The following is a 12,455-nucleotide window of genomic DNA, read 5'->3' on the forward strand; positions in this document are numbered from 1 at the left end:
TATTATGAAAAAAGATCAAATCAAAATTCTATTGGTCGAAGACAATGAGGGTGATATTGTTCTGACTCAGGAAGCCTTCGAAATGGCAAATATCCAAAGTGAAATTGCAGTAGTCAGGGATGGTGAACAAGCAATTTCTTATCTCACAAAGTCTGGGGCTTTTCAGGATGCCACAGAGCCGGATCTGATATTGTTGGACATCAACCTGCCCAGGAAAAACGGACAGGAAGTTCTTCATTTCATCAAAACAGATCCCAAATTCAAGCATATCCCTGTAATTATGCTGACCACATCCTCTTCAGAGAAAGATATCAATGAAGCCTATAAAAATCAGGCAAGCTGCTATATCATCAAACCTGTAGAGGTAGATGCTTTCCTAAACATAATTGTAGAGATTGAAAATTTCTGGGGTAAAATTGTAGAATTGCCCAGAAACAAATTTGTATTATGATCAAAGACAGCCAAACCTACTCAATCCTTATTATAGAGGATAACCCCGGAGACAAGCTTCTTGTAGAAACTTATCTGGAAGAATCTGTACTGATCCCCAGGATCACAGGAGTAGGTAGCTATAGAGAAGCAAGGGATTTAATCAAGGAAAATAAAAATTTCGATATCATTTTGCTTGATCTTTCTTTGCCCGATATGCGAGGTGAAGAATTGATCAATGCCGTCATGGAGCTTGCCGGAAATATCCCCGTCGTTGTTTTGACAGGCTATTCAGACGTAGAGTTCAGTAGAAAGTCAGTAAAGCTGGGGGTAGCGGATTACCTGCTCAAAGATGAACTGACGGCCTCAACCCTCTACAAAAGTGTCATCTACAGCATTGAAAGGAAAAGAATATTCAATGAGCTGGAAGAATCACAAAAACGTTACAAAGACCTTTTCCAGCTTAGCCCTATTCCGAATTGGGTCTATGATCTGGATACATGGGAGTTTTTAGATGTCAATGAAGCTGCCATTTCAGCTTATGGCTATTCCCATAATGAATTCTTGAAAATGAAAGTGCACGATCTGATTCCTGAAGAAGATCTTAGCGACACGCAAAAGCATTTTGAAGAGACATTGCAAAATGTCCCAAAGTTCTCAGGAGAATTCAGGCACATTAAAAAAAATCGGGATATTATAGCTGTAGAAACCAGTTCTACTTTTCTGCTATACAATGGCAAACCAGCAAGAATGATGCTTGCCAATGATATCACGTTTAAAAAGAAATACATAGAGGCTATCGAAATCCAAAATAAGAAACTCAAAGAAATTGCCTGGATCCAATCACATGTAGTAAGAGCACCTTTGGCAAGACTGATGGGATTGGTAAATCTGCTTTCAGAAGAAGAAATTGAAACTGACGAAAGAAAAACCTATTCCAAGCTGGTAATGGATTCAGCTACAGAACTTGACAAAATCATCAGAGATATTACTGAGAAAACAGAACAAATTAACATAAATAAAATCAAATGAAGCCTGACATAATCATAATAGATGACGAAGAAATCGTTTTGATGCTTATTAAGAGGTTGGTGGTAAAAGCCGGACTTCATAATTCTCCGCAACTTTTTTCCAACGGCATGGACGGTCTCAATTACCTTCAATCCCAAAATGGAAGAAAATCACCCATACTTATATTTTTGGATATCAATATGCCAGGTTTTGATGGATGGGAGTTTTTGGAACTCCTTCAAACATTCTCTCTTGACTTTCCTACTAAAGTAGTGATCATTACTTCTTCCGTAAACCAATCTGACAAAGTAAAATCCAAAACTTATGAGTCTGTAATAGGCTACATTGAAAAACCGGTCACAGAAGACATGATGAAAGGTGTTGCACAACTGGACGGCCTCTCCAAGTATTTCGAATAAGGCTTGTAATCCAAAGAATTCCCAGAAAATAATTTGATATTACTTTTTTTAATTGGCCGGGATAAATTCAGGACTGTTCACTTGGGCAGGGACTCTGTTGTCGAAAGGCTCAGAAGAAGATTGAGGAATTGGCGGATTGGCAAACAAAACTTTTTTTCCTTCCCTTACAGCGTTGGCATTTAAAATTCGAATACTCAGTATTGGTAAAGACGAACTGCTTGCATCAAGCCTATCTCTGGCGTCTAAGATCTCAAAAGCAATCAAGCCCAAGTTATCCCCTTTCAGATTCCCTTCAATTGGAGAATAATTGATGCTGATATCACTGTCATATACCAAAGCCAAAACCTTTTTTCCGATAAGCATTTTCAAACCTGTAGCTCTTAAAGGAATAACATTTGGAATCTCATCCAATAAAACCTCTCTGTCATCATCAATATTTGGGGAACCTAAGCCAGGCCCCGGAGCCAACAAATTCTCAATACCATTCCCGGTAGGCCCTGCATTGATCCAGGTGTTAGGCGCTTTGGTCAAAGCAAACCAGGCTTCATCTCCCACCTGTCCACTGTAAAGGTCGATTGTTTGACCAACATTATCTGCAAAAAATCTTAACTGTTGCCGCAAGCCTACACTTGCGAGGTCATCGTTCACATCAGTCTCAGAAAAATCATTAGGTCCCAAACCATTGTCAATACTATCTTCATCAATTAACAAAAAAACTGCTTCATCTCCAGGATCTGTGAGGTCACTGTCATCATTAAGTCCTGACATACAGCTCCCTATCAAGACAAAAATCAGCAATCCGTATACACTTAATCTTTTACTTTTCATGGTTCTATTGTATTAACTGAAAAACAGGGAGTTGTCCCTAACCAATTAATATGCCAAAACCATTAACCTAAGAAATTATTTATGAACCTGATGCTTCGAAAGAAACTGACTGGGAGATAATCCCATCATACTTTTGAATTGCCTATTGAAATTTGACAAATTGTTAAAGCCTGACTCATAGCCCACTTCTGAAATATTGAGCCTTTCTTCCAAGAGTAGTTTACAAGCAAACCCAATCCTGATTTCATTCAAAAATTTTGAGTAATTCTTCTTGGTGTGCTTTTTGAAAAATCTGCAAAAGGCTGTAGGATTTAAATTCGCTACATCCGCTACCTGATCCAAGGTGATATTTTTTCGGAAATTGTTGAAAGTGTAAGCATAGACTTTATCTATTCTAAGATCACCGGTTTTCTCAGCTGGATTTGAAAAGCCCTTTGTGCTCAGAAGCTCAAATTCCCTTTGAACAGCTAAATACTGGAGCAATTCCAAGAAAAATATGAGTCTCTGGAAACCATCTGTCTGATGGATTTGGAGCATCATCTCCTTGACTTTGGATGCTACTTCCTCAGTGAATACCATCCCCTGTCCTGCTGTTTCGAGCAAGTGTTGGATTTGGAGCATTTCTGTCATTTCCAAAAACTCCCTTCCTCCAAAATCTTTTCTAAAATGAAGTGTGATAGCCTCTGCTTTTAAATCAGAATCCTTTTCAAAGTATTCAGGATCGTTCTGCCACATATGCGGTAGCCCCTCCCCTATCAAGACCAACTCCCCAGCTTCAAAAGGTCGAATGCTATCTCCTATGAATCTTGTACCGGTAGATTTCAGAATGTATACAAGTTCAAGTTCGGTATGATAATGCCATACATTGAGAAAATGAGGATATTCATGAATCGCCGAATTGAAGGATTTGTCAAATGGATTTCTTCTTTCAAGTAGTTTTGCTTTCATGCCATAAATTTTACCCAATTTTCTTAAAAAAAGAATTATTTAGCTAATATTATATGCAACAAGTATAAACCTGTTGTAGGAAGCTCAGTACATTTTAGGCAATTTGCATTTGAAGATTCAATGTCGTTTAGATAAGACTAAAAGTTGAATTTAAATTTTTCCAAAGTTGGATTAAAAGTAAAAACAAACATTATTTACAAACCTGAACTTTGGAAAAGTTACCCTTAACTAAACGACATTGCTTGAAGATTTACAAGCTTGAAGAAAATCAGAATACACAGACAAAAAAATGCTTAACATGATTTTCCGCTTTCTTACAAGTAGATCTTCATCATAGAGTAAACCTTCGGTTTTAAGTCAATCCCGATAAACCGGGACAAGTTATCAATGAATAACTTGTCCGCATAGGGGGATCCAACTTTCCTGCGGCAGGCAGACATCTATTAATTGCGGTTGATTCAAGACCAAAATTAAATAAGTTGCAGGGTCAATTACGGATATAAAAATTGCTTAAACTTCTTAATTGAAAAAGTCAAAAATATAAATGAAAACAATTGTCGTTACCGGGGGTGCCAGTGGAATAGGCTTGGCCATTACGGAGAGATTTGCAAAAGATGGACATGATGTAATCTTTCTGGATTATCATCAAGAAAATGGAAAGCTCCTTGAACAGAAGCTTCAAAAACTTGGCCTCAGCACTCAGTTCATTCACGTCAATGTATCAGATAAAAAAGAAGTCGAAAAAGCTTTTTCACTCATTCCCAACACTTTGGATGTTTTAGTCAACAATGCTGGTATTTCACATATTGGAAACCTGGAAAGCACATCTGAGCAAGACTTTGATTCAGTGTTTCAAGTCAATGTGAAGGGAGTATTTTTATGCGCTCAGGCTTCTATTCCAAAATTAAAAGCTAATGGAGGAGGAAGTATTATCAATATGTGTTCGGTCGCTGCTACAATGGGATTGGCAGACCGATTTGCCTATTCCATGACCAAAGGCGCAGTACTTTCCATGACCTTATCCATAGCCAAAGACTATGTACAGGATCAGATAAGATGCAATTGCATCTCACCGGGAAGAGTTCATACACCCTTTGTAGATGGTTTTTTAGCAAAAAACTATCCGGGGCAGGAAAAAGAAATGTTTGAAAAACTAGCGGCCACCCAACCCATAGGAAGAATGGGTAGACCTGATGAAATAGCCGGATTGGTAAGTTACCTTGCTTCCGATGAAGCCTCTTTTATAACAGGAAGTAATTTCCCTATCGATGGGGGATTTCTGGGACTGAAAGCTTAAAAAAGGAGGAAGGATGAAGGAAGAAGGATGAGGGAGGAGAAATCTGATCAAATCATACTTCCTTTACCTGCTGAACAGGCTTTGCATCAAAATCTTAAATCTAAATTCTATAATCTAAAATCTTAAATCTTAAATCTTAAATAACCACTATGAAACTCATTCGATTTGGAGAAGCTGGAAAGGAAAAACCAGGAATAGAACATGAAAATAAATGGTTGGACTGCTCCACTTTTGGTGAAGATTGGTCTGAAACATTTTTTGAAAATGAGGGCTTAAAAAGGCTGGACAATTGGCTCAAAAAAAACCTTGATTTACTTCCTGAAATCAACAAAGCAACAAGGCTTGGACCGCCGATACAGAGGCCTTCAAAAATCATCTGCGTAGGACTGAATTATTCACTTCACGCCAAAGAAAGTGGCATGGAGGTCCCGGAGGTGCCCATACTCTTCATGAAAGCTACATCCAGTATTTCAGGACCAAATGATCCTATAATCATTCCAAGAAACTCAGAAAAAACCGACTGGGAAGTAGAATTAGCAGTAATTATCGGTAAAAAAGCAAGTTATGTATCCAAGGCTGATGCTATGAACTATGTAGCAGGATATTGTCTTCACAATGATGTCAGTGAAAGGGATTTTCAATTGAACCATGGCGGACAGTGGGTCAAAGGAAAAAGTGCGGACAATTTTGCTCCACTTGGCCCCTACTTGGTCACCAAAGATGAAATCAGCAACCCTCACAACCTGAAACTTTGGCTGAGTGTAAACGGAGAAATGCTTCAAAATAGTGTCACCTCCGATCTTGTATTTGACATTCCAACTTTAGTATCCTATATCAGCCAATACATGAGCTTATTACCCGGAGATATTATTTCTACCGGCACACCTTCTGGAGTTGGGTTGGGATTAAAGCCTCCAAGATACCTCAAGCCTGGAGATGTGGTGGAATTGGGTATTGAAGGTTTGGGACAGGCGAAGCAAGTAGCTGAAAATGCCAAATAAAACCTATTTACCATTATAATAAATCATGAGAATTGACGCACATCAGCATTTTTGGAAATTTGACCCAATAAGAGATTCTTGGATAGGTGATTCGATGAAAGCCATTCAAAAGGATTTTTTACCCAAGGATCTCAAACCTGAACTGGACAAAAGATGGCTGGATGGATGCATTGCAGTGCAGGCCGATGAATCATTACAGGAGACTGAGTTTCTGCTTCAAATGGCCAAAGAAAATCCTTGGATAGAAGGTGTGGTGGGTTGGATAAATCTTGAAGGAAAAGATCTTGATGTACAGCTGGAAAAGTACTCGGAAGAAAATAAACTGGTGGGATTTAGAAAAATCCTTCAAAGCCTCCCTCCAATAGCCTTGGAAAATCCTGGATTTTTGAAAGGAATAAGTAAACTTTCAAAATTTGATTTCACCTATGATATCCTGATTTTCCCAAACCATCTAGACCAAGCCTTCCAATTAGCCAAAAAATATCCCGACCAAAGGTTCATCATAGATCATCTGGCAAAGCCGGAGATAAAAAATGCTGAATTTGGAAATTGGTCAAGAAAAATCTCCTTATTTTCAGATTTGGAAAATGTCTACTGCAAGGTTTCAGGTATGGTAACAGAGGCCGATTGGCAAGAATGGAAGACAAGCCATTTTCACCCCTACCTGGAAAAAGTAACAGAGACTTTCGGAACCAAAAGACTTGTATTTGGTTCTGATTGGCCTGTNTGCCTTGTTGCTGCCAGTTACACAGAAGTCTATGACATAGCCTCTGTGTTTTTCAGCTCATTTTCCAAAACAGAACAGAATGATATTTTTGGAGAAAATGCTTGTAGATTTTATGGGCTCAAAGGGTAAAAAAAGATGAACTTAAACTTAAAAGATAAGGTCTACCTCATCTCAGGGGGAGCTAAGGGTATAGGAGAAGCAATCAGTAGGATACTGGCAGAGGAAGGTGCTATCCCAGTGCTCATCGACCCTTCATTAGAAGAAGGAAAAAAAATCATCAAGGATATAGAAGATAATGGCGGGAAAGCAGCTCAATATGCTCACCGTCTAAGCCAAACAAAAGATGCTCAGAATGCTGTGGAATTTGTAATCGAAAAATTTGGACGGATAGACGGGGTGGTCAATAATGCCGGTGCAAATGATAGCGTAGGTCTGGAAAAAGGAAGCCCGGAATCTTTCCGATCCTCGGTAGAAAAAAACCTTGGCCATTACTATGATTTGGTACATTTTGCACTTCCATATCTCAAAAATAGCCGTGGTGCTATTGTCAATATCAGCAGCAAAACAGCCATCACTGGTCAAGGAAATACAAGTGGCTACACTGCGGCCAAAGGAGCGCAGCTTTCTCTGACCAGAGAATGGGCCGTGGAACTTCTTCCCTATGGAATCAGAGTAAATGCAGTCATTCCAGCTGAAGTCATGACTCCACTTTACAAAACCTGGCTGGACACATTTGAAAACCCCAACGAAAAAAGGTCTGAAATTGAGAAAAGAATTCCACTGGAAAACAGGATGACCAAGCCTCAGGAAATTGCTGATATGGTCGTTTTTCTACTTTCTCCAAGATCCTCGCATACCACAGGGCAACTTATTTTTGTGGATGGGGGCTATACCCATCTTGATAGAGCCATAGGAACTTAAATTCCATCTAAATACAAAACCTATCCCTTTCAAAAATGAAACGCATTGCTGAATCAAATTGAGAAAAAATGACAAACTCCCCAGTAGTTCCAAAAAATCTGCTTTTGCCTTTCATTTTGATTACTTCTTTGTTTGCACTTTGGGGTTTTGCCAATGACATCACCAACCCCATGGTTGCAGCATTTAAGCGTGTTCTCGAATTGAATAATGTTCGGGCTTCTTGGGTTCAATTGGCGTTTTACGGGGGGTATTTCACAATGGCCTTGCCTGCTGCCATTTTTATAAAAAAATACTCTTACAAAACCGGAGTCTTGATTGGGCTTTCTCTTTATGCTTTTGGGGCACTGCTTTTTTATCCTGCAGCCGCCTGGGAAAGTTATGGTTTTTTCCTCACTGCATTGTATATCCTGACTTTTGGTCTGGCTTTTCTTGAAACTACCGCCAACCCCTATGTCTTGGCAATGGGGCCAGAGGAAACTGCTACGCAGCGCCTGAATTTTGCCCAGGCTTTCAACCCAATGGGGGCACTGGCTGGATTGTTTGTCGCCAAAGAATTTATCCTGAACGCGCTCCAGTCAAATAATGTAGACCTAGAAGGGAATCTCATTTTCCCTAGTTTGGATGAAAGTGCGAAAGCAATGATCAGAACCAATGACCTGATGGTCATAAGGAATCCATACGTAATTTTAGGTTTGGTAGTGATAGCTCTTGCTGTATTGATTGCTACGGTCAAAATGCCCGAAAATTTATCAAAAGATAAAAAGCTGGACTTCTATCCTTCCATGAAAAGGCTTTTCAGCAATCCCAAGTTCAGGGAGGGGGTCATCGCACAGATGTTTTATGTAGGCGCCCAGATTATGGTATGGACCTATATTTATCAATATGCCGAAGTGCTGGGTATCGACAATGCCACTGCAGTGAACTATGCCTATACTGCACTCATCTTGTTTTTGGTCGGAAGATGGGTTTGTACATACCTGATGCGCTTTATCAATTCCGCAAAACTGCTTTTGATTTTTTCGGTTAGCGCTGCGATGCTTACAATTGGAACAATTTTTCTGACAGGTATGGCCGGACTTTATTGCCTGGTAGGCATCTCCTTTACCATGTCATTGATGTTTCCTACCATTTATGGGATAGCTTTGGAGGGACTGGGGGAAGACGCCAAGTATGGAGCAGCATTCTTAGTTATGGCCATTGTCGGCGGTGCAGTCATGCCAACCCTTCAAGGAGTGATTTTAGATTTAGGAGGTCCAAATTACGACGACATCCAAATCTTGGGAGTACCGGAAGTCAACTTTTCATTTATTCTACCCTTGATCTGTTTTGCTGTAGTAGGAGTTTTTGCCTATAGAAGGGCGTAACCAAAGAAATGTTAAAAGCCCTATTTTTGAACTTAAAATAATGCAATTCAGTCCTTTCTCTATTGGTGAAAAATACAAAAAGTCTAAACTCAGGTGAATTTAGGTTAATCCTCCTTTCGTTCAACAAGCAAAATTTTGAAACCACTTTTTCTCTTGTCAAACTAAAAAAAATGAATAATAAATTCTAATAAAAAAAAGGTTTGGAATATGATTTAATTGAAGCTATTTTTCCGTTTATACAAGCGATTTAGGATTCCTATTTGGTATTTTATACCAGATAAACCTAAAACCTTGAGGGTAAAATCCGGATATTTATTATCTTGATATTACACATTCTAATTCACACTGAAGGACAGGACATTGAACTTGGGGCTAAATAAAATCATCTGTTTGATTATTATATCTTTCCTGACCTTCAGCAGATCATTGGAAGCAAAACCCTTTGAAGCTGAGTTTGAGGAAAACATTAAAAAACTCAAAAACAGAAATGAGCATGTTGTAGAGTTATGGGACAATACAAGAGGATTGCCCCAAAATGCTATCTACGCCATGAATTTTGATCATGCGGGATTTTTGTGGATGGCCACTGAGGAAGGCCTTGCCCGACATGATGGTTTGGAAATCAAAGTATTTGATAAAGGAGGTTATAATCGAATGCTTGATCAGACCTACTATTCATTTTTTAAAGGTAAAAGCGGAATTTGGGCCTCATCAGACAGGAGCATCGCTTTACTCGATAAAACAATCACAAAGGTAATTGACTGCAATCACATCGCTGATAATTCGTGGATCATGACCCTTTCAGAAGATGACAATGGCTACCTATGGATAGGTACACAAGATGGCAATGTACATCTCTGGAAAAACGACACTTTCAGCCTTTTACCCAATTGGAAACCAGAGCAGGGAACCGAAACACAAAGCCTTTTCCACAAGGGAGATGGCATTATGCTGATAGGCACCAATAATGGTCTCTATGAGTACAATTACCAAAAGAACACCCACAGACTCCTGACAGAAAGGAATATTGTAGCAAGGAAAGTACAGGTAGAAGGTGGTCGCATTTATATAGCCGTTCCGGAAAAGGGTGTTTATCGAGTTGAGGAGGATATGAAATTGGTAGAGTTGGTTTCATTTGAGAAAATCAAAGATGTCGGATTTCATACTATTACTAAAGATAAGTACAACAATTTATGGGCAGGCTCAACAGAAAATGGACTTATTCGCATTCATAGTGGGGGAATTGAGCGTTTTTATTTCGATGAAATAAAAAACTATACGATCCGGAATATTCAATATGATGGAGAGAATCTATACTTGGGAACACATGGGCGTGGATTGGTAATTGTAAAGCCAGCTAAAGTTCAAAAAATCAACCATCAGGAATTGAGGGAGAAAAATGTAAAAGCACTTTTCCAAGACAGCAATGACAACTACTGGATAGGTACCAAGTCTGAGGGAGTTTACAAAATTGAAAATGGAGCTATCAAATCCTTCAATACAAGTAATGGACTACTTCTGAACTGGGTCAATACCATAGGGGAAGATAAGAACAATATCTATGTAGGATCTACAGCTGGGATTTCCATAATCGATAAAAAAACTGAAAAAATCATCGGGTCGATTACCGAAAAGACAGGATTAAAGAGTAATTATGTTTATGTAGTATTTGAGGACTCAAAAGAAACTTTGTGGATTCTGACCCGATATGGAGGCTTACACTATAGGGAAAAAGGAGGCGAGCTCAAAAGAGTATCTTTACCGGATAAATTCAGAAATACTAATTTCAATACAATCAAAGAACTTCAGAATGGTGAACTGATGATTGGTTCTATGAATTATGGTGCGTTTCGAATTGCAGATCATGAATTCAAGGAAAATATTGACTTACCGCTAAAACCTGGGGAAAATGTAATTTATGCCATCCATCAAGATAGTTCAGGTGATTTATGGTTTGGAACACATGGTGGGATTGTACTTTACAAAGATGGGAAATTCAGTCGCTTAACAAGGGAAAATGGGTTAAGCTCAGTTTCAGTTTTCAGCATAACGCATGATGGTAAAAGAGGGATTTGGATCAGCAATAATTTTGGGGTTCAATATTTCCCGGAAAAAGAATTGGAAAAATTTAAAACCTCTGAATCTGAAAGCTTTCATGCAGCCTCTGTAGTCTACAATAAAAGTCATGGAATGCCCAATTCAGAAACAAACGGGTTGATTTTTCCTGCAGCCTTCAAAGATAACACAGGGAAAATCTGGATTCCAACAGTGGAAGGTGTCGGAATTATCAATCCCATGAATATGGAACTGAAAGACAACTCTGCCAACTTCAAGTGGGATGAGTTGCTCTTGGGAGGAGAAAAAATCTCTATAGAAAATGAAGGGCTTCTAATTCCTGCTGGCACCTCAAGTTTTCAGGTATCCTTTTCAAACATTGATTTTACCAATCCGTCTGAATTCACTTTGTACCAAAGAATCCCAAGTAAAAATGAACAATGGATACCGATCCGGGAACAGAGATCTATCATCTTCAGCGGGTTGAGACCTGGGAATTATGAACTTCAGGTAAGGGTCATGAGAAATGGGCAACTGGACGGCATTCATACCCTCCCAATGGAAGTCAAAGCTTTTTTCTTTGAAATGATATGGTTTAGATTAATAGTAGTTTCTTTGGCATGTATTTTGGCATATTTCATTGTAACCTACATCGCTAAGGTCAAAGTCAATAATACTTTAGAAAAATTGGTTCAGGAAAGAACTTTGGAACTCAGTAGCACAAACGACCTTTTGAAAGAGGCTTTGACAAAAATTGAATCCCAAAACTACAGTCTCAAAGAAATCACATGGCAGCAATCCCACCTGGTCAGAGCCCCTCTGACCAAAGCATTGGGACTTACACATCTTCTCATCAATTACCCCAAGTATAAGGAGGTGGGTAAGAGTAAAGATCAAGTAAAAAAAGAAATACTAGAAACATTGGAGCAGTTGGACAAAATTGTGCGCGAAACACACAAAAGGTCTGAGAGTTTGGTTAATAACAAATGAGTACAAAAACGAAAATACTGATAATTGATGATGATCCTGGGGTAATATTTTTACATAAAATTATTATCAGGGAATCCGGGCTTTGCAAGGAGCCGGCAAGTTTTGAAGAGGCCAAAGAGGCCCTTAATTATATTTTATCTGAATCCGGGAGTGATACCAGATTTTTGCTCTTTTTGGATATCAATATGCCATATATGAATGGTTGGGAATTTTTGGAAAAACTCAGTCCTAAAGTAAACCCAGATCATGTAAAGGTTATCATGGTAACCTCTTCTCTTTCCCATGCAGATAGAGAAAAAGCAAGGTCTTACAAGTTGGTCTATGATTTTCTTGAAAAGCCCTTAGTGGATAGCCAATGCAAACAAATCCATCAAAAACTCAATGGTTGGATCAATGACTACGTAAAATAATGGTCAAAAAAAGCCGTCACTTCTAAAGAAGTGACGGCTTTTTTATGTTGATCAG

The 12,455-nt window shown here is 38.9% G+C and carries 12 protein-coding genes; 10 read left to right on the plus strand and 2 right to left on the minus strand.

Translation table 11 applies throughout. From position 1 onward, the window contains the following. The first annotated feature begins 4 nt into the window (after positions 1-4). From A33Q_RS12575 to A33Q_RS12585, 3 genes are read left to right on the plus strand one after another with little or no spacing between them, the layout of a single operon-like run. Positions 5-451 carry a response regulator gene (locus A33Q_RS12575; RefSeq protein ID WP_009035792.1) on the plus strand — a complete coding sequence of 149 codons (447 nt, stop codon included), beginning with the start codon at positions 5-7 and terminating at the stop codon, positions 449-451. Next, positions 448-1,461 (plus strand): response regulator, encoded by a 1,014-nt coding sequence (locus tag A33Q_RS12580; protein WP_009035793.1) that lies wholly within the window; start codon positions 448-450, stop codon positions 1,459-1,461. Before A33Q_RS12575 ends, A33Q_RS12580 begins: the two co-directional genes overlap by 4 nt. Then, the gene (locus A33Q_RS12585) at positions 1,458-1,859 is read left to right on the plus strand and encodes a response regulator (protein WP_009035794.1); all 402 of its coding nucleotides are present in this window, start codon (positions 1,458-1,460) and stop codon (positions 1,857-1,859) included. The genes A33Q_RS12580 and A33Q_RS12585 overlap by 4 nt, the downstream gene beginning before the upstream one ends. A gap of 48 nt (positions 1,860-1,907) precedes the next feature. Here the strand turns inward: A33Q_RS12585 and A33Q_RS12590 are convergent, their stop codons facing one another. Together A33Q_RS12590 and A33Q_RS12595 are read right to left on the minus strand one after the other, a co-directional pair. After that, a complete protein-coding gene (locus tag A33Q_RS12590; RefSeq protein ID WP_009035795.1) occupies positions 1,908-2,687 on the minus strand; it encodes a hypothetical protein in 780 nt (259 codons plus the stop codon). A gap of 75 nt (positions 2,688-2,762) precedes the next feature. Continuing rightward, positions 2,763-3,635, minus strand: coding sequence for an AraC family transcriptional regulator (locus A33Q_RS12595; protein ID WP_009035796.1), 873 nt, complete (start codon positions 3,633-3,635; stop codon positions 2,763-2,765). Between the two features lie 544 nt (positions 3,636-4,179). On the opposite strand from A33Q_RS12595, the gene A33Q_RS12600 reads away from it, so the two are divergent. The 7 genes from A33Q_RS12600 to A33Q_RS12630 all read left to right on the plus strand — a co-directional run bounded on the left by A33Q_RS12600 (position 4,180) and on the right by A33Q_RS12630 (position 12,400). After that, on the plus strand, positions 4,180-4,932 hold the full coding sequence (locus A33Q_RS12600) for an SDR family NAD(P)-dependent oxidoreductase (protein ID WP_009035797.1): 753 nt from the start codon (positions 4,180-4,182) through the stop codon (positions 4,930-4,932). Positions 4,933-5,081: 149 nt separating this feature from the next. Continuing rightward, on the plus strand, positions 5,082-5,933 hold the full coding sequence (locus A33Q_RS12605) for a fumarylacetoacetate hydrolase family protein (RefSeq protein ID WP_009035798.1): 852 nt from the start codon (positions 5,082-5,084) through the stop codon (positions 5,931-5,933). A 25-nt stretch (positions 5,934-5,958) separates the two neighbouring features. After that, complete coding sequence (locus A33Q_RS12610; RefSeq protein WP_009035799.1) at positions 5,959-6,789, plus strand: amidohydrolase family protein; 831 nt, start codon at positions 5,959-5,961, stop codon at positions 6,787-6,789. Positions 6,790-6,795: 6 nt separating this feature from the next. Further along, positions 6,796-7,581, plus strand: a complete 786-nt coding sequence (locus A33Q_RS12615; RefSeq protein WP_016255214.1) for an L-fucose dehydrogenase — start codon at positions 6,796-6,798, stop codon at positions 7,579-7,581. 68 nt (positions 7,582-7,649) lie between these two features. Next, positions 7,650-8,945: an L-fucose:H+ symporter permease gene (fucP, locus tag A33Q_RS12620; RefSeq protein ID WP_016255215.1), complete on the plus strand. Its 1,296-nt coding sequence runs from the start codon at positions 7,650-7,652 to the stop codon at positions 8,943-8,945. Positions 8,946-9,335: 390 nt separating this feature from the next. Next, the gene (locus A33Q_RS12625; RefSeq protein WP_009035801.1) at positions 9,336-11,990 is read left to right on the plus strand and encodes a ligand-binding sensor domain-containing protein; all 2,655 of its coding nucleotides are present in this window, start codon (positions 9,336-9,338) and stop codon (positions 11,988-11,990) included. Then, positions 11,987-12,400 (plus strand): response regulator, encoded by a 414-nt coding sequence (locus A33Q_RS12630; protein WP_009035802.1) that lies wholly within the window; start codon positions 11,987-11,989, stop codon positions 12,398-12,400. The genes A33Q_RS12625 and A33Q_RS12630 overlap by 4 nt, the downstream gene beginning before the upstream one ends. Positions 12,401-12,455: the final 55 nt, after the last annotated feature.

The organism is Indibacter alkaliphilus LW1, from assembly GCF_000295935.2.
Lineage (GTDB): Bacteria > Bacteroidota > Bacteroidia > Cytophagales > Cyclobacteriaceae > Indibacter > Indibacter alkaliphilus.